This window comes from Sphingopyxis sp. (assembly GCF_050725615.1).
Lineage (GTDB): Bacteria > Pseudomonadota > Alphaproteobacteria > Sphingomonadales > Sphingomonadaceae > Sphingopyxis.
Genome location: NZ_JBOHHU010000049.1, coordinates 1 through 23,280, shown reverse-complemented (window position 1 = coordinate 23,280; position 23,280 = coordinate 1). Strand labels below are relative to the sequence as shown.

Sequence of the window (23,280 nt, the reverse complement as noted above, 5' to 3'; positions counted from 1 at the left end):
AATGCAGTAAAGAGATTCTGAATCTCGCTTCTTGAAATAGGAGAGGTTCATGACTGCATTTCAGCCATACACGCATCAACTTCGATCTGGTGAGTGGTGCTTCGCGCTCGCTCTGCCGGATGGGCGTCTGATGGCGGTATCGCCGACGACGTATCCGACTTGGTTGGATGCACAGCGGGCGCTGAACATGCTTCTAAAACTGATCAACTAGCCCTTGATCGATTGTAGATGGCAGGCTGACAGAATGGGGGCGAGCGCTTGCGCTCGCCCTTGCTATTAGATCACCCGCTTCAACACCGCCGTCCGCCCCTCGGCCCCCGTCAGGATCAGCGTGCCGTCGGCGGGAAGACTCAAACGCACCGGCCCCTGCATCAGGGCAAAGAAGGCGTTCTCCTGCGTCATGCCCGCGCCCGGGCACGCCATTTCGGTGGCCATCAGCGGGCCGGCGGTCAGCGTGTCGCCCTTGCTGTCATAGCCCCCCGAAAAACGGTTGCAGCCCGCGCTGCCGCTCAGCTTCGCATCCTCGAACGCCAGCGACGTCGGCCGGTCGCGCGCCACCGCCACGCCGCCGATCGACACAAAGGTCCAGCTGGTGCCCGCCAGTTCGGCTGGCGGCAACACCCCGCCGCCGCAGCCCTTCACCGTCTTGCCCTCGGCGGTCAGCGTCACCGTGTCGCGATAGCGCCGGTCGCTCATTCCGTCGCTGCACGCGGCATGGGTGATGTCGACGGTCAGTTGCGGCGTCACATAGCGTTCGCCGTTGAAGCTCGGCCGCGCGCCGGGGTTGGCGACGACGATCTTGGTGTCGCCATAATCGCCGTCGTAGTTGAGCATCCCGGGGGTGATCTCCAGCGTCCAGCCGGGCTCGGTGCCGAGCGCGAAATAGGCCGCCGCAGGCGGGGTGCCGGGGCCTTGCGGGGCTTCGGCAGCGGGGACGCAGCCGGTGAGGGCCCAGAGCGACGCGAGGACGGGTAGGGCGGCAAGCAATTTGGGCACAGCGAATCTCCAGAACCCGTTTGCATCGAGCGAAGTCGAGATGCCTGTGCGCCGTGCTGGCGTGTCTCGACTTCGCTCGACACGAACGGAAGAAAGGGGGGTCTAGCTATGCTCCGGTGACGGCGCGATGAACCGGGCTATCGTGCGCGCCGCTGGTTCAGCACTTCATAGGCCATCACCGCCGCCGCGACCGCCGCGTTCAGACTGTCGGCCTTGCCCATCATCGGCATTTTCACCCGCACGTCGGCGGCGGCGGCATAGGCCTCGGGCATGCCCTGCGATTCATTGCCGATCAGGATGAAGGTCGGCGCCGCATAGCGCACCGCCTGATAATCCTCGGCCCCGTCGAGCCAGGTCGCGACCAGTTGTCCCGGTCCGCCGCGCAGCCAGGGCAGGAACTCGTCCCACCGCGCCTGCACCAGCGCTTGCGTGAAGATCGCCCCCATGCTCGCGCGCACCGCTTCGACCGCATAGGGATCGGTCACATCGTCGAGCAGGATCAGCCCGCCTGCGCCGACCGCGTCGCCGGTGCGCAGCATCGTGCCGAGATTGCCCGGATCGCGCAGCCGCTCGGCGACGAGCCAGATCGGCGCCGCCTCGCGGTCGAGGTCCGACAGCGCAGTCTTGGGCTCGGCATAGATCGCGACGATCGCCTGCGGATTGTCCTTGCCCGACAGTTTCGACAGAATCGCGGGGGTGGTGTCGATCACCTCGCCGCCGCCCGCCAGCGTCGCCTCGATCAGCGCTTGCGTCAGCGGATGCGCCGCGCCCTCGGGCCCCAGGAACAGCCATAAAGGCAAGATCCCCGCCTCGCGCGCCTCGGTCGCGATGCGCAGCCCCTCGGCGAGGAACAGCCCCTCGGCGCGGCGATGGCGCTTTTCGCGCAGCAACCGCATCCGCTTGACCAGCGGATTGGAGAGGCTTTCGATAGTGGAACGGCGGCCCGTATGGCTCATGCCGTCAATCCTCGCCGAAGCTGTCCTTGACCAGCCCGACGAGCTTGAGCAGCGCCGCGTCGGCGCCGTCGCCCCTGGTGTGGATCGTGATCGAATCGCCTTTCGCCGCGCCCAGCATCATCAGCCCCATGATCGAGGTGCCGTTGACGCGGCTGCCGCCCTTTTCGACCTCGACCGATACCGTTTCGGGCAGGCGGCTGACAAAGGTCACGAACTTGGCGCTGGCGCGTGCGTGCAGTCCGCGCTGGTTGGTGATTTCGACCGTCTCGCTATTTTCATTCATGGGCCAACCCCCAGCATTTCGGACGCGACGGAGATATATTTCTGGCCCGCCTCTTTTGCGGCGATCACCGCGGGGCGGATGTCCATGGTCTTGCGCGCGCTTTCCAGCCGGATCAGCATCGGCAGATTGACGCCGGCGATCACTTCGGTGCGTCCCGCTTCGAGCAGGCTGATCGCCAGGTTCGACGGGGTGCCGCCGAACAGGTCGGTCAGCATGATGACGCCGCGCCCCTCGTCGACCTTGCGGATCGCGTCGGCGATTTCCTTGCGGCGCATCTCCATATTGTCGTTGGGGCCGATGCACACGGTCGCGATCGCGCGCTGCGGGCCGACGACATGCTCCATTGCGGTCACCATCTCCTCGGCGAGACGGCCGTGGGTGACGAGGACCATCCCGAGGAGCGGCAGGGCTTTGTCAGTGGGCATGAAGTGCGAGACCCTTATGCTTGTTTGCCGCCGGATGCGGGAGATGCGGGCGGGGGCCTGCCCTCAAGCCCATCTTGCGGGGCGGAGTCAAGGTTGCGGTGGGTCACGCTCGGCGCATGACCGGCCGAGCGTAGCGTCCGGGCAACACGTTCGGCGACATGGACCGAGCGGTGGCGCCCGCCGGTACAGCCGAACGCCACGGTGACATAGCTTTTGCCCTCGGCGCGGTAGCGCGGGAGCAGCGCCAGCAAAAGCTGCTCGATCTGCGCCACCGTCGCCTCATAGGCCGGGTCGGCCATGACATAGGCGGCGACATCGGGGTCGAGCCCCGTGCCGGGCTTCAGCCTGGGGTCCCAATGCGGGTTGCGCAGATAGCGCATGTCGAACACCAGGTCGGCGTTGCGCGGCAATCCGCGCGCGAAACCGAAACTCAGCACGCTCAGCACCGGCTCGTCTTCGCCGCTGTCGCCGAAGCGCTGGCGCACTTCCTGCTGCAGGTCGTTACTGCTGTAATTGGTCGTGTCGACGACATGCTCGGCCCAGCGGCGCAGCGGCTCCATCATCTCGCGCTCGCGCGCGATGCCGTCGGCCGCGGGGCGGTCCTCGGCCAGCGGGTGGCGGCGGCGCGTTTCCGAAAAGCGGCGTTCGAGTTCGGCGCCCGCGCAGTCGAGGAACAGCGTATCGATATCGCGCCCGCCCGCTTCGCGGAGCTGCTTCATCCGCTTGACCAGCGGCGCGGGCTTGAAACCGCGGCTGCGGCTGTCGATGCCGACCGCGAGCGGACGGCCTTCGCGGCCCTGCCCGGCGGGGGCGTCGAGCAGCGCGTCGAGCAGCGCGACGGGCAGATTGTCGACGACCTCCCAGCCGAGATCCTCGAGCACTTTCAGCACCGTCGACTTGCCCGCCCCCGACAGGCCGGTGACGAGCAACAGGCGCGGGTCCCTCCCGCTCACTGGCCGGAACCGAGGCGATCGAGCGCCATCAATATCTTGATCGGCGCCGAGGCTTCGAACCCCGCAATCAGCACGGCGGGCAATGCGACCCCCGCGACGACCTCGACCTGGTTCGCCGGCGGCATGCGTTCGGGCCGTTCGGACAGGCGCACCGCGAGCGCGAGCGGCACCGGGCCGGTGAACGGCTGGTCGACGATGCCGATCCCGCGCACCTCCAGCTTGCCGGCGAGGTTCGCGGGCGGGCGGCACCACAGGCGGTCGCGGTCGAACCAGATGTCGCAGCGGTCGTCGGCGACCAGCCGCGCGCCGCGATCGATCAGCCGCAGCGCCAGATCGGACTTGCCCTGTCCCGACGCGCCGAGGATCAAAATGCCACGGCTTCCCGCCGCGACGCAGCTCGCGTGGATATTGACGATCTGGGGAGCGGTCCGGCGCGGCAACATGGCGTTCAGACTTACCGGCGTGTCAGCGGCGGGGCAAGGCGATTGGATCGGCGCTCACGTCGCCGTGTCATTGCCCTCGGCGGCGGGCAGGGTGATCACCATGCTCGCCCCGGGGCTGCCGTCGTCGCGATCGCGCGCAGCGATATGGCCGCTGTGCCCTTCGACGATCGTCCGCGCGATCGCCAGGCCCAGCCCGCTGTGGCGCCCAAAGGCTTCGCCATCGGGACGTTCGCTGTGAAAGCGGCGGAAAATGGCCTCGCGCTGCGACGGTTCGATCCCCGGCCCGTCGTCGTCGACCCCGATATGGACCTCATTGCCCAGCCGCGTCGCGCGCACGCAGACGAGGCCGCCGGGGGGGGAGAAGCTGATCGCATTGTCGACGACATTGTCGATCACGCGCTCCAGCCGGTGGCCGTCGCCCATCACCAAAGTCGCGCCCTTGCGCGGGCGGGCAAAGGCGATGCGCGGCTGCGCGATGCCATTGCTCGCGGCGCGCGCGGCGCGCGACGCGAGCATCGATTCGATCATCAAGCCGACGTCGATCGGTTCAAAACTGGTGCGCGACAATTGCGCATCGATGCGGCTCGCGTCGCTGATGTCGGTGACCAGCCGGTCGAGCCGACGGACATCCTCGTCGGCGATCGCGAGCAGTTGCGCGCGTTGCTCGTCGCTCTGGACGCGCCCCAGCCCCTCGACCGCCGATCGCACCGAGGCGATCGGGTTCTTGAGCTCGTGCGTCACGTCGGCGGCGAAATGCTCGCCGGCGTCGATGCGTTCGCGCAGCGCCTGCGTCATGTCGCTGAGCGCGCGCGCCAGCGTGCCGATCTCGTCGCGGCGGCTCGGCAGGCGCGGCACGACGACCTCGCGCGCGCGGCCGAGGCGGACGCGCACGGCGGCCCGGGCGAGCTTGCGCAGCGGGCGGACGATGGTGCGTGCGAGGAAGAGCGAGAGCAGGACCGAGGCCAGCAGCACCAGCGCGACGACGACCGCGAGGCGGAAACGCTCGGCGCGCACGGTGCGCGTGATGTCGCGCGCGTTCAGCGTCATCAGCATCACTTCGGGGGTCTCGAGGTCGACGATGCGCGTCGCGCTCAGCAGCGGGGTGCGCTCGGGCGCGTAGCGAAAGCGGGTGGCGGCATGGCCGCTCCGCATCGTTTCGGCGACCTCGGGCCAGGACGCGCCGCGATCGGTCGTCGGCTCCTCGAAATCGGGATAGTTGGGGGCGCCGACGATCCAGTCGATGCCGCGGTCCATCGCGCGCGCGGCGTCGCGCTTCCACGGCTGCAGGTCGGGATCGCGCAGCGTATAGGTCGGCGGGCCATGTTCGAAACTGTCATAGATCCGGCGGCCGTCGCGCGCATAGAAACGCAGCCGCGATTCGCTCATGCGGGTGAACTCGCCGATCAGCCGCGCCCGCTGGTCGGGGCGCGCCGCCTCCAGCGCCTCGTCGAGCATCGCGAGCTGGTCCTTCATCACCTCGACGCGGGTGTCGACAAGCCGGCTGCGATAGGTGTCGAGATAGAAAAAACCGCCCGCGAGCAGCGCGATCGCGACGATATTGACCGCCAGGATGCGCGTCGTCAGCGACCAGCGCGCCGACCAGACGAGCGGCTGGTCCTCGGCGTCGGGGGCGGGATCAGCTTTCGTCGGCAAAACGATATCCTGCGCCATAGAGCGTGGCGATGGCGTCGAATTCGCTGTCGACCTCGCGGAACTTGCGCCGCAACCTTTTGATGTGGCTGTCGATCGTGCGGTCGTCGATATAGACATCGTCCTGATAGGCGGCGTCCATCAACTGGTTGCGGCTGCGCACGATGCCGGGGCGGCTGGCCAGCGTTTCGAGGATCAGGAATTCGGTGACGGTCAGCGTCACGTCCTTGCCGTCCCATTCGACCTTGTGGCGCGCCGGGTCCATCGTCAGCCGGCCGCGGGTGATCGGGTCGGCGACCGGCTCGTCCTCGTCGCCCGGGGCGTTCCGGTTGAGCTCGACGCGGCGCAATATGGCGCGGATGCGCGCGATCACCAGGCGCTGCGAAAAGGGCTTGGCGATATAATCGTCGGCGCCCATCGCGAGTCCCAGCGCCTCGTCGATCTCGTCGTCCTTGCTCGTCAGGAAGATCACCGGCAACTGGCTCTTCTCGCGCAGCCGGCGGAGCAGTTCGAGCCCGTCCATGCGCGGCATCTTGACGTCGAACACCGCGAGGTCGGGCGGATTGTCGATCAGCGGTTTCAGCGCCGCCTCGCCGTCCGAATAGACGCGCGTGACAAAGCCCTCGGCCTGCAGCGCGATCGACAGGGATTGCAGGATGTTGCGGTCGTCGTCGACCAGCGCGATGGTTGCCGTCATGCTTCTTCCATAGGGCGGATTATCACGCGATTAGCCGATCCGCCGCCGAGCGACAACCGCATGGTGGCGTAAAGGGTTCCGGTACGGCACAGCCTTTGCGCCGCGCCCGACGGCCCGCTTTAATCTTTTGACCTCCTCCCTCATCCTCGCTAACGCGACCCCTGATTTACGGAATCGGCGTCACGTCGGCACCCATGGAAATGCGGGCCTCCCCTTTTGCTCGGCAGGCCTTGCATACCTATGCAGTGGGGCCGCGGCGCGATTGGGAAAGGCCAGGACTATGACGACGATCATCATCGGCAACAACGCGGTCGACACCGCGGCGGATGTGGCGGAAAACTGGGGCACATCGGCGCTGATCGAGGATGCGATCCGCCATGACGAGGGTGTCCTCGCCAAGGATGGCCCGCTCGTCGTCGCCACCGGCAAGCACACCGGGCGCAGCGCCAAGGACAAGTTCATCGTCCAGGATGACGAGACGCGCGATACCATCTGGTGGGGCAAGACCAACGTCCCGATGACCCCCGATCATTTCGCCGCGCTCAAGGCCGATTTCTTCGCGCATCTTGCGCAGCGCCCGCGCTTGTTCCGCCAGCAGCTGTTCGGCGGTTCGCAGCCCGAGCATCGCGTCGCGGTCCAGGTCGTCACCGAATATGCCTGGCACAGCCAGTTCATCCGCACGCTGCTCGTCCGCCCGACCGCCGACGAGCTTGCGGCGTTCGCGAGTGAATATACGATTATCGACCTGCCCAGCTTCCGCGCCGATCCGGCGAAGCATGGCACGCGCACCGAAACCGTCGTCGCGGTGAACTTCACCGAAAAGCTGATCCTGATCGGTGGCACGGCTTATGCCGGCGAGATGAAAAAGTCAGTGTTCGGCATCCTCAACTACCTGCTCCCGGTGAAGGGCGTGATGCCGATGCATTGTTCGGCGAACATCGGTTCGAACGGCGACACGGCGGTCTTCTTCGGCCTCAGCGGCACCGGCAAGACGACGCTGTCGGCCGACGCCTCGCGCACGCTGATCGGCGACGACGAGCATGGCTGGTCGGACACTGCGGTGTTCAATTTCGAGGGCGGCTGCTACGCCAAGATGATCCGCCTCTCGCCCGAAGCCGAGCCCGAAATCTACGCGACCACCAAGCGCTTTGGCACCATCCTCGAAAATGTCGTCATCGACCCCGCCACGCGCGAACTCGACTTCGACGATGCGACCCTCGCCGAGAACAGCCGCGGCAGCTACCCGATCGATTTCATTCCGAACGCCTCGGAACATAATATGGGCCCGGTCCCGCACACCGTCATCATGCTCACCGCCGATGCTTATGGCGTGCTGCCCCCGATCGCGAAACTGACCCCCGACCAGGCGATGTATCACTTCCTGTCGGGCTATACCGCGCGCGTCGCCGGCACCGAAATCGGCGTCACCGAGCCGGAGGCGACCTTCTCGACCTGCTTCGGCGCGCCCTTCATGCCGCGCCACCCGTCGGTCTATGGCAATCTGCTCAAGGACCGCATCGCCAAGGGCGGCGTCCAGTGCTGGCTGGTCAACACCGGCTGGACCGGCGGCATGGCGACGATGGACGGCATCAAGCGCATGCCGATCAAGGCGACCCGCGCGCTGCTCAACGCCGCGCTCGACGGCAGCCTCAACGACGCCGAATTCCGCAAAGACCCCAATTTCGGCTTCGAATATCCGGTGGCGGTGGCGGGCGTCGACAGCGCGATCCTCGATCCGCGGGGGGCCTGGGCCGACAAGGCCGCCTATGACCGCACCGCGCAAACGCTGGTGCAGCAATTCATCGACAATTTCGCGCAATTTGCGGAGCATGTCGACGAAGGCGTCCGCCAGGCCGCACCGCAGGCGGCCGTCGCGGCGTAATTGACCCGGAAACTTCCGGGTGCTCATTCACCCGGAAGGACCGGACCAATGACCACCGAATATAGCCCGCGCCTGTTTGCAGGCGATGATGAAATTCGCGCGCTTGGCGAAGGGCTGCTTGCGTGCGTCTTGCCGCGCGAGGCCTGGACGCATGAGGCGCATCTCGGCGCCTGCCTCTGGCTGCTCAGCGAACGCCCCGACATCGACGTCGACGCCGAGATCGCCGGCATCATCCGCCGCTTCAACGAGAGTGTCGGCGGCGTCAACGACGACAGTCAGGGCTATCATGACAGCATCACCCGCGCCTATGTCGCGGGGGTGCGGCTGTTCCTGTCGGAGACGAGCGAGACGGGTCTCGCGGCGCGCGTCAACGCGCTGCTGCTCTCGCCGATGGGGCGGCGCGACTGGCCGCTGCGCTTCTACAGCCGCGACCTGCTCTTCTCGGTCGCGGCGCGGCGCGGCTTTGTCGAACCCGACATTCGCGCTTTGGAAACGCCCGCGACCGACCTAGGTTAAGCCTTCGACTCACCCTTTTCAGGAGAATGGCCATGGGAATGCTCGACGGATTGCTGGGGCAATTGGGCGGCAGCGATCAGATCGCGGGCCTCGCAGCCAAGGTCGGCCTTAGCGAGGAGCAGGTGAAGAGCGCGATGGCGGCGCTCGGCAAGGCGCATCCCGAACCCGGCGACACCGTCGCGGGCGCGGCGGCGACCACCGGCCTGTCGGTCGACAAATTGCAAGATCTCGTCGGCCAGATCGGCGGCGAGAATGCGCTGGGCAAAATCTCCTCGCTGATCGACCGTGACGGCGACGGCAACCCGCTCAACGACCTCAGCAGCATCGCGGGGTCGCTGTTCGGAAAGAAATAGTCTGGTCCGCTATCGCCGGCCTACAGTCGGCGATAGCGGCAGATGAGGATGACCTTGCCCTCCTTCGGTTCGGTGCCGAGCATCGCGAGATAGCGATGGCTCTGCTCCACCGAAGCGGCGGCTTGCGCGCCGGAGAGGCCGTCCGAACGCGCCCAGGCGCAGAGTTTGTCGTTGCAGAAGGAGCGAAACGCGCCAGCCGCAGGATGGGCGTCGAGGAAGGCCTGCTGATAGTCGGCGGCGGTGCCCGACAGCCGAATGTGGATCTGCCAGTAAAAGGGGTCGCGATCGCCCCTTTCGGGCGCTGACGGATAAACCCCCATTGCGGTTCCGCCAAGAAAGGGAAAGGGCGCGGCGTCCATCCCGTCGCCGCCCGCCGTCAGCGAAATCCTTGCCTGTTCCATCAGCATGTCGAGCGCTTCGGCGCTCGTCTCTGGACAGCCCGCCGGCGCCGATGCCGTGGCCAGTGTCAGGGCTGCCGCAGCGAGGCCGCCTGGGATCACCCCTTCGCCCCCGCCACATAGGCCGCGACATTCTGCGCGAGTACGTCGAGCGGCACATTGCCGCCTTCGACGACGACATTGTCGAAATCGCGCAGATCATATTTCGCCCCCAGCGCCTGTTGCGCGAGGCCGCGCTGACGGACGATCTCGCTGTGCCCGACCTTGTACCCGCATGCCTGCCCGGCCCAGCTGCAATAACGATCGACCTCGCTCGCGACCTCGAGCGGGTTCGAGCCATTTTCCTTGACGAAAAACTCGACTCCCTGCTCGCGGGTCCAGCGCTTGGCGTGCAGCCCGGTATCGACCACGAGGCGGCACGCGCGGAACGCCAGCGACTGCAGATAGCCGAGCCGCCCGACCTCGAAATCATCGTAGAGGCCGAGTTCGTCGGCGAGCTGCTCGGCGTAGAGCGCCCATCCTTCGGAATAGGCGTTGAACGCCAGCATCGTGCGGATCAGCGGCATCTGGTTGGCATATTCGCCCTGCCAGGCATGGCCCGGGATCGCTTCGTGCATCGTCAGGTCGGGCAGCGAATATTTGCTGTGCAATTCGGTGGTGCGCAGGTTGATCCACATCCGTCCGGGCGTGCTGCCGTCGATCGATCCCGCGCCGCCATAGGCCGCGGGCGCGCCGGGTTCCTCGGCGAGCGGCAGCCGCTTCACCTCGACATTGCCCTTCACCAAAGTGCGGAACGCGCGCGGCAACTCGGCGCGGATCTTGCCGAGCCAGGTCTGGATATAAGCGACGATCTCGGCGCGCCCGGCGTCATTGTCGGGGAATTTATATGTGGGGTCCTTGGCGAGCGCGACCATTCGGTCGCCGACCGAGCCTTGCGTATAACCGATCTTGCGCAGGATCGGGTCCATCTGTCCGTGCAGCGCCGCGAGCTCCTCGCGGCCCATCGCATGGACCTCGTCGGGGGTCATGCGCGTCGTGGTGCTGGCGCGCAGCCCCCAGGCATACCATGCGTCGCCGCCCGGCCGCGCCCACATGCCCGCGTCCATCGTCGCCTTCGGCCGCTGCGCCTTCATCTCGGTCAGCTGGCGTTCGAGCGCCGCCGCCACCGGTCCGGTGACGATCGCCCGCGCGCGCCCCGACCAGTCGCCGGCGATCCCCGCCGCCTTGGTCCGCGTGGCGAGGCTGTCGACCATGCCGCCGCCCGCCTTCGCATCGGCCAGGCTCGCCTCCATCTGCTTCACTGCCTTGTCGATCAGGAAGGCGGGCGCGATCATGCCCTGGCCGCCCGCCGCCTTCAGCCGGTCGGTCTCGCCGTCGAGCACCCCCGGATAGGCGTTGAGCCGCGACAGATAGGCTTCGGCGTCGACCGCACTCTTCACCGGATGATCGCTGTCGAGGAATTTGGGGATGTCGAGATAGGCGCCGGCATTCTGGATCACGACATAGGGGGTGTTGCGCCAGCCGCCGACCGCGACATCGCCATAGGGCAAAGCGAAGCCGTCGAGCGCGACGCTGTATGCGCTGTCGACGACCGCGAGGCTGGTGCGCGTCTTGTGGTCGAGCCCCGCCTTGTCGAAGGCGCGGACCCGCGCCAGATCGGCCTTCAGCGTCGCCGCGACCGCCTGCTGCCCCGCTGCTGACCGGTCGCCCAGCCTGGCCCGTTCGCCCGCGCGCTCGCCCGTGTCGATGCCGAGCGAGGTCGCGCCCTCGGGCGACAGCGCGAGCAGGTTGTTCGCGATCGAGGTCAGCAGGGCGTCGGGCGCCGATCCGCCCGGGCTCGCGACGATGGCTTCGGCGGTCGCGCAGCCGGCTACGGCGAGGCTCGCGGTGCCCGCGCCCAGCGTGGCGAGCGTCTGGCGGCGGCTGACGGGGGTGGAAAGCGGATGATGCACGGACGGTCTCCCTCGGCGACTTTGTTTCTTTGGAAACCTGTCTAGGCGGCGCGGCGTGGCGGTCAATGAAAAGGGGCCGGGAAAGCCTGCGCTCTCCCGGCCCCTGTCGAATTTTGGCGACCGTTTGTCAGTCGGTCAGGTCGGCGGGCACCGTGCCGCCGTTCGCCGCGAGTTCGCGCATCACCGCCTTGATCAGCCAGACGTTCATTTCGGCGCTGCCGTCGAGCGCGCCGGTGTAACCCAGCTCGGTCGCCAGCTCCTTGCGGTTGGCAAGGCTCGAATCGAGGTCGAGCAGCTTCATCAGATCGACGATCGAGGTGCGCCAGTTGAGGTCCTGTCCGGCGTTGGCGGCCTGCGCGGTCAGGATCGCGACGACGTCGACGTCGCTGATCGACACATCGGGAGCGGGCTGCGGCGCGGCGGGCGCGGCGGTTGTCGCCGGGGCCGGCGCGGCGGGGGTCGCGGCGACGGCCTTCTTGCCGAAAATCGCGTCTTTGATCGAACTGAAAATACCCATGATATGCTCCCACAAGTTGCGGTGGCGCCGACCCCGGGGGTGGAGTCGCACGGTCGCAGATTAGGCATGGACACAGCGAAATGACAGCCGAATGAACGGCTCGTCGCCGGCCCGCGCGCTGCTATAGTAACTCGCACCGGCGCGTTTCGATCCAGCGCCGGAGTGGGAGCATAAGACTATGAATCTGACCGATATTCTTGCGCAGGCCGGCGGCATCGAATCGATGGCGACCGACCTCGGCATTCCCCCCGCGCTGGCGAAACAGGGCGCCGAAGCCCTGCTCCCGGCGATCCTCGGCGGCTTCAAGAAACAGGCGCAGGGCAGCGGCGGGATCGAAGGACTCGGGGGCCTGCTCGGTCAGCTCGGCGGCGGCGGTCTGCTCGATGCGGTGCTGGCGCCGCAAGCGACCCCGGTCGAACAGGGAAATGACGTGCTCGGCCAGATTTTCGGATCGAAGGACGTCAGCCGTTCGGTCGCGGGCGACGCCGCCGCGAAGACCGGCATCGACGCGGGCACGCTCAAGAAGATGCTGCCCATCCTCGCGATGCTCGTTGCGGGTTATATGGCGAAGCAGGGCGGCGGCGAGAGCTCCGGTGGCGGCCTCGGTGGCATGCTCGGCAATGTGCTGGGCGGTGCGCTGGGTGGCGGTGCGGCACCGGCGTCGGGCGGCGGTGGCGGTGCGCTGGGCGGCCTCGGCAGCCTGCTCGACCTCGACGGCGACGGCAACCCGCTCGACGACATCATCGGCATGGCGGGCAAGCTCAGGGGGTAACCACCGATAGAACCCTACCCTTTAGGGGAGGGCAGCGAGACTTGGTCCGGCGAAGCCGGGCCCTAGTCGCAGCGGGTGGGGGCTGGCGGCCTTGCGCAAACTGACAGACCGCACCAACCCTCGCCGTAGGGGAGGGCGTTAGTCAGGCCGCCAGCAACCGCAGCTCCTGACGAAAATCCTCGTCCGCCCCGATATGGCCGCGCATCGGGGTGACGGCGGCATCGCTGTCGCCGTCCCCTTCTTCGAACAGCGCGCACGCCGCTTCGCCGCCGCGCGCCAGGCTGTAGCGCTGGGCGATCTGGCCGGTGGGCTTGAAGCCGAGCTTGCGCAGCACCGCGCCCGACGCGGGATTGTCAAGGAAGTGCCCGGCGCTGAGCCTCGGCAACTGCATCGCCCGCGCGATGCGGATCAGCTGGCGCCCGGCCTCGGTCGCGAACCCCAGCCCCCAATAGGGGCGGGCGATCCAGTAACCCATTTCGAGCGGTCCTCCGGGATTGTCGGCGGCGCTCGGCGCGATGCCGCAGCCGCCGACGAGGCGCGGCGCGCCACCGGTGCGGCTGAAGATCAGGAAGCGCGGCTGCGCGGGGTCGATCGGCTGCGCGAGAAATTCCTGCGCCTGTTCCTCGCGATAGGGCCAGGGCGCGCGCGCGAGATTGCGGACCACCGCTTCCTCTCCCATCGCCCTGGCGAGCGCCGGGGCGTCTTCCTGCCAGCCGGGCCGCAGCAACAATCTTTCGGTACGCGCAAACATTTTCGTCACTCCCATTTGCCTGTCGCCGTGGCGTCAGATGGTGACGCTTTGACGACAGTCGATGATGAGGGAGATGATCGGCCCGATTTTCGCGCCCATCCGCCAAGGGGCGGATCGCGGGCAAGAAAAAAGGGAGATCGGGGGTGACCCGTCTCCCTCTTTTCGAACTTTGTTTCCGCTTGGCGGAAAGGACCGTTCCGGGTCATCCCTTGATGGACGACCCTGTGGAATCGTCCTTTATTCGGCGGCTTCCGCCATCGCGTCGACCGACACGAATTTGCGGCCAAGCTTGCCATCGTGGAATCGGACGCGGCCGTCGGCGGTGGCGAACAGGGTGTGGTCCTTGCCCATGCCGACGTTGACGCCGGCGTACACCTTGGTGCCGCGCTGGCGCACGATGATGTTGCCGCCGATCACTTCCTGACCGCCGAACTTCTTCACGCCAAGGCGGCGGCCGGCTGAGTCGCGACCGTTGCGCGATGAACCGCCTGCTTTTTTATGTGCCATGACTGATGCTCCTTAATTCGTTCGAGAGGCCGAGCCGCGTTGCCGCGCTCAGGCGTCCTTCTTGGGGGCTGCCTTCTTGGCAGCGGGCTTCTTTTCGGCGGCCTCGGCCTTCGGAGCGGCAGCCTTCTTCGGCGCCGCTTCCTTGGCGGGTGCAGCGGCCTTGGCTTCGGCAGCCGGAGCGGCCTCTTCCTTCGGTGCGGCTTCCTTCTTCGGCGCGGCCTTCTTGGCTTCGCCGACGGCGAGGATGCGCAGCAGCGTCAGCGACTGGCGGTGACCGTTGCGGCGGCGATAATTGTGCCGACGGCGCTTCTTGAAGACGATGACCTTTTCGCCGCGCGTCTGGGCGATGATCTCGGCCGAAACGACGAGGCCGTCGGCGCTCTTCACTTCGCCGCCGTCACCGGCCAGCAGGATGTCGCCCAGCGACACGGTGTCGCCAGCTTCACCGGCGATCTTCTCGACGGCGATCTTGTCTCCAGCGGCGACGCGATACTGCTTGCCGCCCGTGCGCACGATTGCGAACATGGTCTTCCATCCAATCAAAAATTAAATCACCCGCGCACCAGTCCCCTGCCGAAGCAGGCGATTTTTCCGGCATGCGGGAAAGTCAGGCCCACTAGCGAGCGAGGGCCGAGCTGTCAACCGCATATTTCCGTGCTTTTGCGGCTTTTTGCCGGTCTCCGCCGATTCGCGCCCGGCTGGCCGATTCGGTGCTTGCTGCCCGGCGTTCGCCCCCATATCAGGGGCGGCGATGAAGCGCTTGCTCCTTTTGCTCCCGGTCACGGCGGCGTCGCTGGCCCTTTCGGCCTGCGCCGCGGCGCAGTCGCCCACCGCCCCGTCGCTCGCCAAGCGCGCGGTCGAGGGGCGGCTCAATGTGGCGCCGCCGCCGGTGGTCGTGCCGCCGCCGGGCCCGCTGCCCGCCGATCTCGCCGGTCGCCTCGCGCGCTGGGAAGCGGACGGCGCCGCCGGGCAGCAGGCCTTTGCCGCCGAGCGCGATTCGACCGCCCAACTGGTCAGCGCCGCCGCCGGCGCTGCGGTCGCCAGCGAACGCTGGGTCGTCGCGCAGCAGGCGATTTCGCGCCTCACCGCTGCGCGCGCGCCGCTCACCGCCGCGCTCGCCGATCTCGAACGCCTCTATATCGAACGCAGCGTCGACGAGGCGATCGACGGCCTCCCCGATATCTATGCGCTGCGCGACCGCCTCGCGGAGCAGGTGTCGGCGCAGGATGCGGTGATCGAGGCGCTGAGCCGGCAGCTGCCGGGGGAATAGGAAACGTCGCCCCCGCGCAGGCGGAGCCCACCAGCGGTTTGTGCGGCGATGCTGGCCCAAACATTCCTGCGGCCCCCGCCTGCGCGGGGGCGACGAGTCCCTAATTCAACCCATGCTTCTTCAACGCATGGCGGATCTGGTCGTAACTCAGTCCCAACGCTTCCGCCGCGATCTTCTGGTTGAACCGGCAGCGCGCCATCGTGTCGGACAGGATCTGCTTTTCATAGGCATCGACCGCCGCGCGCAGGTCGCTCACCGTCCCTGAGGGCGGTGCGGTCAGGGCAGGGGCGCTCTCCGCCGATGTGGGCGCGGCCGCATCGGCTTTGGCCGCCGTTTTGCGCACCGCCGGCTGCCAGGGGCTCGCAAAGGGGTCGAAGCTCAGCGCATCGACCGGCTTTTCGGGATCGGCCCAGCGATAGACGGCGCGCTCGATGACGTTGCGCAGCTCGCGGACATTGCCCGGCCAGTCGTGCCCTTCCATCGCGGCGAGCGCGCGCGGGCCGAAGCCCGGCCATTCGTCCCAGCCGAGCACCGCCGCCATGCGTGTGCCGAAATAGGCGGCGAGCACCTCGATATCGCCTTCGCGCGCGCGCAGCGGGGGCAGGGTGATGACCTCGAACGACAGCCGGTCGAGCAGGTCGGCGCGGAACCGATTGTCGTCGACCAGCGCGGGCAGATGTTCGTTGGTTGCCGCGACGATCCGCACGTCGACGCGGATCGGGCGCGACGATCCGACGCGCGTCACCTCGCCATATTCGACCGCGCGCAGCAGGCGTTCCTGCGCGCCCATCGACAGCGTCGCGAGTTCGTCGAGGAACAGGGTGCCGCCGTCGGCCTCCTCGAAGCGTCCCGCGCGCGTCCGCGTCGCGCCGGTGAAGGCCCCCGCCTCATGCCCGAACAACTCGCTCTCGATCAGCGTCTCGGGCATCGCGGCGCAGTTCATAATGACATAGGGTTTGTCCCACCGCGTCGACAGGCGGTGGAGGCGCTCGGCGATCAGCTCCTTGCCGGTGCCGCGTTCGCCGATCACCAGCACCGGACGGTCGAGCGAGGCGGCGAGGCTGGCGCGTTCGACCGAGTCCTGAAAGGCGGCCGACTGGCCGATGAATTGGCTTTCGCGCTCCATTCCCAATGATTGGCAAAAATTCCCGCTGATTGGCAAGCCAAATCGGCGCAAAATGCGATTTCAGTGTGAAGTTAGGCGGTTTTCGGCGCTTCGCGGCAATTGGCACGCTCTCTGCATTACATTTATCGAACCGGCGCAACTCGCACCGGTGCAGCGAAAAAGGGATGGACGACCATGAAACCGATTTTTGCCCAGACGACCACTTTCGCGCTCAGCGCGATCGGCGCCCTGGCCATTCTCGTCGGCGTGATCGACCAGCCCCAAGTCGCCTTCGGCATCGCCGCTTCCCCGGGCGGGATGGCGATCGCGGCCGCTGCAGCCACCCCGGCGGTCAGCCAAATGGCTTGACCGGCACTGGTGCCGGGGCACTCTCCCCCCTTGCCCCGCCCCGGCACCAGCATTTTTAAACGCTCAAAGGTTTCGACAGGAGTTTAGTCACATGGGTATTTTTTCACGCACCCGCGACATCATCGCCGCCAACGTCACCGATCTGCTCGACCGCGCGGAGGATCCCGAAAAGATGATCCGCCAGATCATCTTCGAGATGAACGAGACGCTGGTCGAAGTCCGCGCCTCCGCCGCCCGCACCATCGCGGACCAGAAGGAAATGCGCCGCCACATCACCAAGCTCGAAACCCTGCAGGACAGCTGGAAGGAAAAGGCCGAACTCGCGCTGTCGAAGGACCGCGAAGACCTCGCCACCGCCGCGCTCGTCGAAAAGCAGAAGGCCGGCGACATGGCCGAGCGCCTGAAAGCCGAAATCGCCGTGCTCGACGACGCGCTCAAGGGTTATGAGAACGACATCGCCAAGCTGCAGAAGAAGCTCAGCGAAGCCCGCGCCCGCCAGTCGAGCGTCTCGACCCGCCTCGAAAGCGCCGAGAATCGCTACAAGCTGCGCGAGATGACCAACGGCGACCGGGTCGAAGACGCCTTCTCGCGCTTCGAAACCCTCGAACGCCGCGTCGACGAGGCCGAAGGCCGCGCCGAGGCCGCGGGGCTGGGCTACAAGAAGTCGCTCGACGAGGAATTCGCCGACCTCCAGGCCGCCGACAAGGTCGCCGAGGAGCTCGCCGCCCTCAAGGCCGCCCAGGCCGGCAAGCAATAAGGAGCCGGACCGATGGATGAAGGAATCATCATTGCCCCGATCGTCTTGGGCATCCTCTTCATCGGTCTGCCCTGGCTGATCCTCCACTACATCACCAAGTGGAAACAGGCCAAGACGCTGACCGGAGAAGATGAGCAGCTGCTCGACGAACTTTACGACACCGCCCGCCGGCTCGAAAACCGGCTCCACACCGTCGAACGCATCATCAGCGCCGACCATCCCGATTTCCGCCCCGCGGTTCGCAGCGATGAAGATCTGGCGCAACTCGAAAACCCGAGCAGGAGGAACTGAGATGTCTGCCAGCCGTACCAAATTCTACCTCGACAAACAGAATGCCAAATGGAGCGGCGTCTGTTCGGGGATCGCCGATTACAGCGGGGTCGATGTGCTCTGGGTCCGCGTCGGCGCCGTCCTCCTCACGCTGATGGGCGGTTTCCCCTGGACGCTGATCGCTTATTGGATGGTCGCGTGGATGGGCACGCCGAAACCCTTCGCGCTCTATGGCTCGAACGAGGAGGCGAAGTTCTGGCAGGGCGTGCGCTCGAACCCGACCGCGTCGACCCGCGACATTCGCTCGCGTTTCCGCGACATCGACCGCCGGCTCGCCGACATCGAACAATATTACACCAGCCATAACCGCCGCCTCGCCGACGAAATCGACGCGCTGCGCTGAGCGGACACTGGGCAACAGGGAGAAGATCAATGAATTTCGGTGGTACCGGTTTTGTCCTCGCCATCATCGCACTGTCGATCGGCGGCTGGATGTTCACCACCTGGATCCGCGCCAAGCACGGCTATCCCGTTGAGAATGAATGGGGCGGCACGGTTCATCGAACCGACGCCGACGCTGATCGAAAAATCGCTTTGCTGTCGGACGACAATGCCAAGCTCGCCGACAAGATCGTCCGGCTCGAAGACCGGATCTCGGTGCTCGAACGCATCGCGACCGAGAATGAAGGCCAGGCCGCGCAACTCGCCGACCAGATCGACCGGCTGCGCTGAGGGGAACAACCATGAATCTCGATGTACTGAACGCCATCGCCCCCGTCGCCGCCATCATCGGCATCACGACGGTCGGCGGCTGGGTCTTCACCACCTGGCTCCGCGTCAAGAACGGTTATCCGCTCGAGAACAGCTGGGGCAAGGCGGTCTATCCCAAGGCCGGCGACGAGGCGATGGAACGCGTCAAGCTGATCAGCCAGGAAAATGCCCAGCTCCGCGCCGAGCTCGGCTCGGTCAAGGACCGGCTGGCGGTGGTCGAACGCATCGTCACCGACGAAAGCCACCGGCTGGCGAGCGAGATCGAGGCGCTGCGGCGCCCGTCGAACTGAGGAGCGGAACGATGAGCGGCGGATTTGTCCTCGGTTTTTTCTTCATCGTCGTGGGCATCCCGGTGATCCTGGGAATCGGCGGCGACATGTACAAGCGGCACCTGAAGTTCAAGGAAAAGCAGATGACGCTGCTGTCGAACGAAACCGCCGAAAAGGCCGCCCAATATGCGGCGCACACCGAACGGCTCGAGGCCCGGGTCCGCGTTCTCGAACGCATCGTGACCGACCGCGGCATCGAGGTGTCGGACGAGATCGAAAAGCTGCGCGACGCGCCGCTCAACTAAAACAAGATATAGAGAAAGGATCTTCCCCATGGGCCCGTTTGAAATGGTTGTCGGCATCGTCCTGATCGTGACGATCGGCAGCATCGTCCGCGCCAAGCACGGCATCCGCCGCGACCGGCGGGGCAATGAATATTTCGTCGGCGCCCCCAGGGACGACGCCGAAACCAAGGCGCTGCAGGCCGAGATCCGCACCCTCAAGGACCGCATCCAGGTCCTCGAACGCATCGCCACCGACAACAACCGCGCCGCCACCCTCGACGAGGAAATCGAAAAGCTGCGCGACCGCTCGCAAATCTGAACGCCGGTAAAGGAGCCACGCTCATGGCCTTCATCACCCCCGACCTCACCGCCGCCGCCGTGGCGCTCACCGCCCTCGCGATCGTCAGCATCGTGGCGCTGCGCGGCTGGCGCGACTGGATCCAGCTCAAGCGCGACGAACTCGCCGCCGGCCATGGCCCTGTCGCGATCGCCCACGACGCCACCGTCCCGCACGCCGGATCGCGGATCGAACTCGCCGACCTCAAGGAACGGCTGCGCAAACTGGAAGCGATCGCGGCGGGCGTCGATCTGTAAGGACCTCGCCCTCCCACCATCGTCACCCTAAACTTGTTTCAGGGTCCATGGCCGGACCTCCTCCTCCAGCGCGGCGACAGTTGAGAGCATTGGCCATGGATGCTGAAACAAGTTCAGCATGACGAACATCGGGATGGAGGGTGCCGATCGCGAACCGCGATGCGAGCCAGAGGCTTCCCACGCCCCGCCAAATCTGTCACTGGCGCGCCCATGCGCAGCCTCGACGACATTTTCGAAGAATATGACTTTCTCGACGGCGACGATCGCTATCGCCTGCTGATCGAACTCGGGCGCGGCCTCGAGCCGATGCCCGACGCGCTCAAGACCGACGCGACGCTCGTGCGCGGCTGCTCGGCGAGCGTCTGGGTCTATCCGGTGCCGCAGGATGACGGCGCCTTGCACTTCCTTGCCGACAGCAACGCCGCGATCACCAAGGGCATCGTCGCTCTCGTCCTCGCCGCCGTGCAGGACAAGCCCGCCGCCGAGGTTGCGGCGATGGACGTCACCGCCGCGCTCGCCCCCTTCGACCTCACGCGCCAGCTGTCGTCGAACCGCACCCAGGGCGTCCCCAACATGATCGCGCTCGTCCAGGACACCGCCCGCCGCCTCGCTGCGGGCTAGGCGGGTCGCCGCGAGGCGGCGCCGTCGCAATCGTTCCGCCCAAGAAAAAGGGCGCGGGAGTTGCCTCCCGCGCCCTGTTTTCCGGTCTGGCGTGCGGCTTAGAAGCCGACGGTCAGCGTGCCGCTGATCGTGCGCGGGGCGCCGATCTGGGCGTTCGGCGCCGACGAACCCTGCGACAGCGACGAGGTGTAGTTGCCGACATAGAGCGAGTCGAACAGGTTGTAGACATTGACCTGGAAGAAGGTCTTGTCGTTCAGGCCGAGGAACTCGAGGCTCAGGCGCGCATCGAGGTTGACCAGCCAATAGGCGTTGGTCTTCGCCGGATAGACGGTCGTGCCGTTGAAGACGATCGGCAGGTTGGTGTCGTAGATATAACGACCGCCGGTACGCTTGCCGGTGATGCCGAGCTCGACCGGACCCAGGGTGCCGCGAACCGAGGCGCCATAGGAGTAAGCGGGGGCGCCGCCTTCGCGCTTGCCGGCCGTCGGGGTGAAGATCGGATCGCCAACGGCGGTACAACCGGCGACCACGCCGACTTGCGCCGCGGTGCAGGTGCCCGAGCGGACGTCGTCCTTGATCTTCGACTTCATGTACGAACCAAAGGCATAGACCGCGAGCTGCGGGATCGGCTGGTACGAGACGCTGCCGTCGATGCCATATTTGTCGACGCGGCCCAGGTTGCGGTACAGGTTGCGCTGGGTTTCCTCGTCGAAGGCCGAAGCCAGGCGGTTGTCGTACTTGGTGAACCAGCCCGACAGCTGCGCCTGGACCTTGCTCGTGCGATAGCGGAAGCCGAGGTCGAAGTTGTCGGTCGTTTCCGGATCCGGACGCGCCGACGGCGTGTTCGGGGCGAAGAAGAACGCGTTGTACAGCGCGTCGGTGCCCGGAACCTGCAGGCCCTTCGAATAGTTGGCGAAGACCGACATCTGGTTGTTCGGCTTGAACTGCAGGCCGATGTTCGGAAGGATGTCGTCATATTTCAGCACGCGCTGCTGCGGACCCTGGATCGTCGGGTTCAGACCCGCATAGGTCGCGTTGCGCGGATCGGCGCCGGCGCCGCCGAAGCAATCGACGAAGCCGGTATCGCTGGTGGTGAAGCAATAATTGTTCAGGTCGCGCTTGAAGAAGGGCGCGCGGATGCCGATCGTGGTGATCAGGCGGCCGTCGGCCCATTCGCCGCGATATTCACCCGAAACCTGCGACAGGATCGCATAGGACAGGCGGTCGCGCTTCTGCAGGACGACGCCGGTGTTGTCGACCTGCGGGGCGTCGGTGACCGGGAAGACGCTGAACGGCTCGCCGTTGAACTGCAGCAGGCCGACTTCGCCGGTCTGGCGATGGCGGGCGCGGTCATAGGTGAAACCGACGCGGACGGTGTGCGCGTCGTTGATGTCCCAGCGCAGGTTGGCGATCACGCCGTACCGATGCGTCTGGGTCTGGCTGGGGGCCAGCATCGCGACTTCGTCGAGCAGGTCGCCGTCGCCGTTGAGGTCACGCCCGAAATAGGGGCGACCGCCCAGATAGCCGGTGGCGTTGGTGACGCCGGCGCCCGGATTGATGTCGAAGAAGCGTTCGCGGGCGAACACGGTGCCGCCGCCATTGGCCTTCACATATTGATAGCTGGGGTCGACCGTCAGCACGATGCCTTCGGCCAGCGTGAACTTCGACGCACCACGAATGTTGCCCGTGTTCGACGGGTTGTAACGGCGGTCGAATTCGGTGCCGCAGCTCGAACCCGCATCGGCAACGCCCGGACGAACCGTCGCGGCCGTGGTGCAGGGGAAGGCGATGTCATATTCGCGCTCGTCATTGTTGAGCGGGAAGCGGTTGCCCGAACCCGAACCGACGACGCGGTTGGCGTCGAGGCGCAGCGGCACCGAACCGAAGAAGTTGTTGCGGTTGACGTTATAATGGCCCGACACCGACACGAAGTCGCCATTGTCGCCGATCGGCTGCCAGATGCGGCCGTTGAACTGCTTCTTGCGCAGGCGGCCATAGTTGTTGAACGGATTGTCGTTCGACGCGGTCGAGGCCGACAGGAAGGCGCGGGTGCCGAACGGCGTGAAGGCGCCGGTGTTCACCAGGCCGAAGATGCGCATGAAGCTATATTCGCCGGCCGAGCCCGAAAGCTTGACGCCGAATTCTTCGGTCGGAACCATGGTGCGATAGTTGACGGTCGAACCGGTCGCCGCGGCGGTCGGGCTGTCGACGTCGGTGGTGCCGAGGTTGACGTTGACCTGCTCGATCAGCTCGGGGTCGAGCTGCTGGTTCGAATAGATGGCATAGTTGCCCGAATCGTTGAGCGGCACGCCGTCGAAGGTCAGGCTGATGCGGTCGGCCGAAAAGCCGCGGATCGTCAGTTGGCCGCCGGCCGAGCCATAGGCGTCGTTGTTGGTGAAGTTGACGCCGGGGACCAGGTTGATCGTGTCGAGAATGGTCTGGCCGGGGTTCTGGCGCTCGATGACTTCCTGGCCCAGGACGGCCTTGGCCTTCGACGTGTCGGGCGAGCTGATGCCGGCGACGTCGGTCGCCGAGGTGCCGGTGACGACGATTTCTTCGTCGAAGTCGACCGAGCCGGTCGACTGGGCAAAGGCCGGGGTGGAAAGCAGCGCGACCGGGATCAGCGCAACGCTGGCGGCAAGCGAGTGACGGAATTTCATGGTAGGATGTCCCCTTTGTGGTGCATTTGGCAGGCGCACGACTTGGGGCGCGCCTCAACCTGCGAGCGCCCCTGAAGCCCGCATGTGGCACGATTGTGACAGCAAATGTGACAGTGCAAGCCGCGCGCGGCGGGCCGATCGGGAAAAGCTCGAAAAAGCGCGAATTTGCGTTACGCGGCTCGAGTTATCCACAAGCGGGCCGGCGTTTTTCCGGCCAGGTGTTGCTGCAATGCAACATCGTCGGCGCGCGCCCTGACGG

32 protein-coding genes are annotated in these 23,280 nt (G+C 66.3%); 16 read left to right on the top strand and 16 right to left on the bottom strand.

Annotation, left to right across the window (positions count from 1 at the left end):
* The first annotated feature begins 49 nt into the window (after positions 1–49).
* Positions 50–211, top strand: coding sequence for a hypothetical protein (locus ACREB7_RS12645; RefSeq protein ID WP_431592629.1), 162 nt, complete (start codon positions 50–52; stop codon positions 209–211).
* Between the two features lie 65 nt (positions 212–276).
* On the opposite strand, the gene ACREB7_RS12640 is transcribed toward ACREB7_RS12645, so the two are convergent.
* From ACREB7_RS12640 to ACREB7_RS12605, 8 genes are all read right to left on the bottom strand, one after another.
* A complete protein-coding gene (locus tag ACREB7_RS12640) occupies positions 277–996 on the bottom strand; it encodes an META domain-containing protein (RefSeq protein WP_431592628.1) in 720 nt (239 codons plus the stop codon).
* 137 nt (positions 997–1,133) lie between these two features.
* Complete coding sequence (locus ACREB7_RS12635; protein ID WP_431592627.1) at positions 1,134–1,952, bottom strand: TrmH family RNA methyltransferase; 819 nt, start codon at positions 1,950–1,952, stop codon at positions 1,134–1,136.
* A gap of 4 nt (positions 1,953–1,956) precedes the next feature.
* Positions 1,957–2,235 carry an HPr family phosphocarrier protein gene (locus tag ACREB7_RS12630; RefSeq protein ID WP_431592626.1) on the bottom strand — a complete coding sequence of 93 codons (279 nt, stop codon included), beginning with the start codon at positions 2,233–2,235 and terminating at the stop codon, positions 1,957–1,959.
* Positions 2,232–2,660 carry a PTS sugar transporter subunit IIA gene (locus ACREB7_RS12625; protein WP_431592625.1) on the bottom strand — a complete coding sequence of 143 codons (429 nt, stop codon included), beginning with the start codon at positions 2,658–2,660 and terminating at the stop codon, positions 2,232–2,234. Before ACREB7_RS12625 ends, ACREB7_RS12630 begins: the two co-directional genes overlap by 4 nt.
* A gap of 14 nt (positions 2,661–2,674) precedes the next feature.
* Positions 2,675–3,613, bottom strand: a complete 939-nt coding sequence (gene rapZ, locus ACREB7_RS12620; protein ID WP_431592624.1) for an RNase adapter RapZ — start codon at positions 3,611–3,613, stop codon at positions 2,675–2,677.
* Positions 3,610–4,056: an HPr kinase/phosphorylase gene (locus tag ACREB7_RS12615; RefSeq protein WP_431592623.1), complete on the bottom strand. Its 447-nt coding sequence runs from the start codon at positions 4,054–4,056 to the stop codon at positions 3,610–3,612. The genes rapZ and ACREB7_RS12615 overlap by 4 nt, the downstream gene beginning before the upstream one ends.
* A 54-nt stretch (positions 4,057–4,110) precedes the next feature.
* Positions 4,111–5,727 (bottom strand): ATP-binding protein, encoded by a 1,617-nt coding sequence (locus tag ACREB7_RS12610; protein WP_431592622.1) that lies wholly within the window; start codon positions 5,725–5,727, stop codon positions 4,111–4,113.
* Positions 5,693–6,403 (bottom strand): response regulator, encoded by a 711-nt coding sequence (locus ACREB7_RS12605; RefSeq protein ID WP_431592621.1) that lies wholly within the window; start codon positions 6,401–6,403, stop codon positions 5,693–5,695. The genes ACREB7_RS12610 and ACREB7_RS12605 overlap by 35 nt, the downstream gene beginning before the upstream one ends.
* Before the next feature lie 280 nt (positions 6,404–6,683).
* Between ACREB7_RS12605 and ACREB7_RS12600 the strand changes: the two genes are divergently transcribed.
* From ACREB7_RS12600 to ACREB7_RS12590, 3 genes are read left to right on the top strand one after another with little or no spacing between them, the layout of a single operon-like run.
* On the top strand, positions 6,684–8,285 hold the full coding sequence (locus tag ACREB7_RS12600; protein ID WP_431592620.1) for a phosphoenolpyruvate carboxykinase: 1,602 nt from the start codon (positions 6,684–6,686) through the stop codon (positions 8,283–8,285).
* Positions 8,286–8,333: 48 nt separating this feature from the next.
* Positions 8,334–8,801, top strand: a complete 468-nt coding sequence (locus ACREB7_RS12595; RefSeq protein WP_431592619.1) for a hypothetical protein — start codon at positions 8,334–8,336, stop codon at positions 8,799–8,801.
* Positions 8,802–8,833: 32 nt separating this feature from the next.
* The gene (locus ACREB7_RS12590) at positions 8,834–9,154 is read left to right on the top strand and encodes a hypothetical protein (RefSeq protein ID WP_431592618.1); all 321 of its coding nucleotides are present in this window, start codon (positions 8,834–8,836) and stop codon (positions 9,152–9,154) included.
* Positions 9,155–9,174: 20 nt separating this feature from the next.
* On the opposite strand, the gene ACREB7_RS12585 is transcribed toward ACREB7_RS12590, so the two are convergent.
* The 3 genes from ACREB7_RS12585 to ACREB7_RS12575 form a co-directional block, all read right to left on the bottom strand.
* Positions 9,175–9,654 carry a hypothetical protein gene (locus ACREB7_RS12585; protein WP_431592617.1) on the bottom strand — a complete coding sequence of 160 codons (480 nt, stop codon included), beginning with the start codon at positions 9,652–9,654 and terminating at the stop codon, positions 9,175–9,177.
* Complete coding sequence (locus tag ACREB7_RS12580) at positions 9,651–11,504, bottom strand: DUF885 domain-containing protein (protein WP_431592616.1); 1,854 nt, start codon at positions 11,502–11,504, stop codon at positions 9,651–9,653. Before ACREB7_RS12580 ends, ACREB7_RS12585 begins: the two co-directional genes overlap by 4 nt.
* 127 nt (positions 11,505–11,631) lie before the next feature.
* On the bottom strand, positions 11,632–12,021 hold the full coding sequence (locus ACREB7_RS12575) for a DUF3597 domain-containing protein (RefSeq protein ID WP_431592615.1): 390 nt from the start codon (positions 12,019–12,021) through the stop codon (positions 11,632–11,634).
* Positions 12,022–12,199: 178 nt separating this feature from the next.
* On the opposite strand from ACREB7_RS12575, the gene ACREB7_RS12570 reads away from it, so the two are divergent.
* Positions 12,200–12,793, top strand: coding sequence for a DUF937 domain-containing protein (locus ACREB7_RS12570; protein WP_431592614.1), 594 nt, complete (start codon positions 12,200–12,202; stop codon positions 12,791–12,793).
* Positions 12,794–12,935: 142 nt separating this feature from the next.
* On the opposite strand, the gene ACREB7_RS12565 is transcribed toward ACREB7_RS12570, so the two are convergent.
* From ACREB7_RS12565 to rplU, 3 genes are all read right to left on the bottom strand, one after another.
* Entirely contained in the window at positions 12,936–13,544 is a 609-nt protein-coding gene (locus ACREB7_RS12565; protein WP_431592639.1) for a GNAT family N-acetyltransferase, read from the bottom strand.
* A gap of 237 nt (positions 13,545–13,781) precedes the next feature.
* The gene (rpmA, locus tag ACREB7_RS12560; protein ID WP_431592613.1) at positions 13,782–14,051 is read right to left on the bottom strand and encodes a 50S ribosomal protein L27; all 270 of its coding nucleotides are present in this window, start codon (positions 14,049–14,051) and stop codon (positions 13,782–13,784) included.
* 48 nt (positions 14,052–14,099) lie between these two features.
* Entirely contained in the window at positions 14,100–14,576 is a 477-nt protein-coding gene (rplU, locus tag ACREB7_RS12555; protein ID WP_431592612.1) for a 50S ribosomal protein L21, read from the bottom strand.
* 226 nt (positions 14,577–14,802) lie between these two features.
* On the opposite strand from rplU, the gene ACREB7_RS12550 reads away from it, so the two are divergent.
* The gene (locus ACREB7_RS12550; protein WP_431592611.1) at positions 14,803–15,321 is read left to right on the top strand and encodes a hypothetical protein; all 519 of its coding nucleotides are present in this window, start codon (positions 14,803–14,805) and stop codon (positions 15,319–15,321) included.
* A gap of 100 nt (positions 15,322–15,421) precedes the next feature.
* On the opposite strand, the gene pspF is transcribed toward ACREB7_RS12550, so the two are convergent.
* Complete coding sequence (gene pspF / locus ACREB7_RS12545; RefSeq protein ID WP_431592610.1) at positions 15,422–16,447, bottom strand: phage shock protein operon transcriptional activator; 1,026 nt, start codon at positions 16,445–16,447, stop codon at positions 15,422–15,424.
* 174 nt (positions 16,448–16,621) lie between these two features.
* On the opposite strand from pspF, the gene ACREB7_RS12540 reads away from it, so the two are divergent.
* The 10 genes from ACREB7_RS12540 (at position 16,622) to ACREB7_RS12495 (ending at position 20,361) form a co-directional block, all read left to right on the top strand.
* On the top strand, positions 16,622–16,795 hold the full coding sequence (locus tag ACREB7_RS12540; protein WP_179102011.1) for a hypothetical protein: 174 nt from the start codon (positions 16,622–16,624) through the stop codon (positions 16,793–16,795).
* Between the two features lie 91 nt (positions 16,796–16,886).
* Positions 16,887–17,552 (top strand): phage shock protein PspA, encoded by a 666-nt coding sequence (gene pspA, locus ACREB7_RS12535; protein WP_431592609.1) that lies wholly within the window; start codon positions 16,887–16,889, stop codon positions 17,550–17,552.
* Between the two features lie 12 nt (positions 17,553–17,564).
* Complete coding sequence (gene pspB, locus ACREB7_RS12530; RefSeq protein ID WP_431592608.1) at positions 17,565–17,843, top strand: envelope stress response membrane protein PspB; 279 nt, start codon at positions 17,565–17,567, stop codon at positions 17,841–17,843.
* Position 17,844: 1 nt separating this feature from the next.
* Positions 17,845–18,225, top strand: coding sequence for an envelope stress response membrane protein PspC (gene pspC / locus ACREB7_RS12525; protein ID WP_431592607.1), 381 nt, complete (start codon positions 17,845–17,847; stop codon positions 18,223–18,225).
* 29 nt (positions 18,226–18,254) lie between these two features.
* On the top strand, positions 18,255–18,554 hold the full coding sequence (locus ACREB7_RS12520) for a hypothetical protein (RefSeq protein ID WP_431592606.1): 300 nt from the start codon (positions 18,255–18,257) through the stop codon (positions 18,552–18,554).
* An 11-nt stretch (positions 18,555–18,565) separates the two neighbouring features.
* A complete protein-coding gene (locus ACREB7_RS12515) occupies positions 18,566–18,883 on the top strand; it encodes a hypothetical protein (RefSeq protein ID WP_431592605.1) in 318 nt (105 codons plus the stop codon).
* Positions 18,884–18,894: 11 nt separating this feature from the next.
* A complete protein-coding gene (locus ACREB7_RS12510) occupies positions 18,895–19,167 on the top strand; it encodes a hypothetical protein (RefSeq protein WP_431592604.1) in 273 nt (90 codons plus the stop codon).
* 28 nt (positions 19,168–19,195) lie between these two features.
* Positions 19,196–19,465 carry a hypothetical protein gene (locus ACREB7_RS12505; RefSeq protein ID WP_431592603.1) on the top strand — a complete coding sequence of 90 codons (270 nt, stop codon included), beginning with the start codon at positions 19,196–19,198 and terminating at the stop codon, positions 19,463–19,465.
* A 23-nt stretch (positions 19,466–19,488) separates the two neighbouring features.
* Positions 19,489–19,740 carry a hypothetical protein gene (locus tag ACREB7_RS12500; protein ID WP_431592602.1) on the top strand — a complete coding sequence of 84 codons (252 nt, stop codon included), beginning with the start codon at positions 19,489–19,491 and terminating at the stop codon, positions 19,738–19,740.
* A 210-nt stretch (positions 19,741–19,950) separates the two neighbouring features.
* Positions 19,951–20,361, top strand: a complete 411-nt coding sequence (locus tag ACREB7_RS12495) for a SufE family protein (protein ID WP_431592601.1) — start codon at positions 19,951–19,953, stop codon at positions 20,359–20,361.
* Between the two features lie 98 nt (positions 20,362–20,459).
* Here ACREB7_RS12495 and ACREB7_RS12490 read toward each other — a convergent pair whose 3' ends face one another.
* Positions 20,460–23,021 carry a TonB-dependent receptor gene (locus ACREB7_RS12490; RefSeq protein WP_431592600.1) on the bottom strand — a complete coding sequence of 854 codons (2,562 nt, stop codon included), beginning with the start codon at positions 23,019–23,021 and terminating at the stop codon, positions 20,460–20,462.
* Positions 23,022–23,280: the final 259 nt, after the last annotated feature.

Bases quoted from the DNA above. Each gene is read 5' to 3' on its own strand.
- ACREB7_RS12645 (WP_431592629.1), top strand. From the start codon at position 50: ATGACTGCATTTCAGCCATACACGCATCAACTTCGATCTGGTGAGTGG.
- ACREB7_RS12635 (WP_431592627.1), bottom strand. From the start codon at position 1,952: ATGAGCCATACGGGCCGCCGTTCCACTATCGAAAGCCTCTCCAATCCG.
- ACREB7_RS12630 (WP_431592626.1), bottom strand. From the start codon at position 2,235: ATGAATGAAAATAGCGAGACGGTCGAAATCACCAACCAGCGCGGACTG.
- ACREB7_RS12625 (WP_431592625.1), bottom strand. From the start codon at position 2,660: ATGCCCACTGACAAAGCCCTGCCGCTCCTCGGGATGGTCCTCGTCACC.
- ACREB7_RS12615 (WP_431592623.1), bottom strand. From the start codon at position 4,056: ATGTTGCCGCGCCGGACCGCTCCCCAGATCGTCAATATCCACGCGAGC.
- ACREB7_RS12610 (WP_431592622.1), bottom strand. From the start codon at position 5,727: ATGGCGCAGGATATCGTTTTGCCGACGAAAGCTGATCCCGCCCCCGAC.
- ACREB7_RS12605 (WP_431592621.1), bottom strand. From the start codon at position 6,403: ATGACGGCAACCATCGCGCTGGTCGACGACGACCGCAACATCCTGCAA.
- ACREB7_RS12600 (WP_431592620.1), top strand. From the start codon at position 6,684: ATGACGACGATCATCATCGGCAACAACGCGGTCGACACCGCGGCGGAT.
- ACREB7_RS12595 (WP_431592619.1), top strand. From the start codon at position 8,334: ATGACCACCGAATATAGCCCGCGCCTGTTTGCAGGCGATGATGAAATT.
- ACREB7_RS12590 (WP_431592618.1), top strand. From the start codon at position 8,834: ATGGGAATGCTCGACGGATTGCTGGGGCAATTGGGCGGCAGCGATCAG.
- ACREB7_RS12575 (WP_431592615.1), bottom strand. From the start codon at position 12,021: ATGGGTATTTTCAGTTCGATCAAAGACGCGATTTTCGGCAAGAAGGCC.
- ACREB7_RS12570 (WP_431592614.1), top strand. From the start codon at position 12,200: ATGAATCTGACCGATATTCTTGCGCAGGCCGGCGGCATCGAATCGATG.
- ACREB7_RS12565 (WP_431592639.1), bottom strand. From the start codon at position 13,544: ATGTTTGCGCGTACCGAAAGATTGTTGCTGCGGCCCGGCTGGCAGGAA.
- rpmA (WP_431592613.1), bottom strand. From the start codon at position 14,051: ATGGCACATAAAAAAGCAGGCGGTTCATCGCGCAACGGTCGCGACTCA.
- rplU (WP_431592612.1), bottom strand. From the start codon at position 14,576: ATGTTCGCAATCGTGCGCACGGGCGGCAAGCAGTATCGCGTCGCCGCT.
- ACREB7_RS12550 (WP_431592611.1), top strand. From the start codon at position 14,803: ATGAAGCGCTTGCTCCTTTTGCTCCCGGTCACGGCGGCGTCGCTGGCC.
- pspF (WP_431592610.1), bottom strand. From the start codon at position 16,447: ATGGAGCGCGAAAGCCAATTCATCGGCCAGTCGGCCGCCTTTCAGGAC.
- ACREB7_RS12540 (WP_179102011.1), top strand. From the start codon at position 16,622: ATGAAACCGATTTTTGCCCAGACGACCACTTTCGCGCTCAGCGCGATC.
- pspA (WP_431592609.1), top strand. From the start codon at position 16,887: ATGGGTATTTTTTCACGCACCCGCGACATCATCGCCGCCAACGTCACC.
- pspB (WP_431592608.1), top strand. From the start codon at position 17,565: ATGGATGAAGGAATCATCATTGCCCCGATCGTCTTGGGCATCCTCTTC.
- pspC (WP_431592607.1), top strand. From the start codon at position 17,845: ATGTCTGCCAGCCGTACCAAATTCTACCTCGACAAACAGAATGCCAAA.
- ACREB7_RS12520 (WP_431592606.1), top strand. From the start codon at position 18,255: ATGAATTTCGGTGGTACCGGTTTTGTCCTCGCCATCATCGCACTGTCG.
- ACREB7_RS12515 (WP_431592605.1), top strand. From the start codon at position 18,566: ATGAATCTCGATGTACTGAACGCCATCGCCCCCGTCGCCGCCATCATC.
- ACREB7_RS12510 (WP_431592604.1), top strand. From the start codon at position 18,895: ATGAGCGGCGGATTTGTCCTCGGTTTTTTCTTCATCGTCGTGGGCATC.
- ACREB7_RS12505 (WP_431592603.1), top strand. From the start codon at position 19,196: ATGGGCCCGTTTGAAATGGTTGTCGGCATCGTCCTGATCGTGACGATC.
- ACREB7_RS12500 (WP_431592602.1), top strand. From the start codon at position 19,489: ATGGCCTTCATCACCCCCGACCTCACCGCCGCCGCCGTGGCGCTCACC.
- ACREB7_RS12495 (WP_431592601.1), top strand. From the start codon at position 19,951: ATGCGCAGCCTCGACGACATTTTCGAAGAATATGACTTTCTCGACGGC.
- ACREB7_RS12490 (WP_431592600.1), bottom strand. From the start codon at position 23,021: ATGAAATTCCGTCACTCGCTTGCCGCCAGCGTTGCGCTGATCCCGGTC.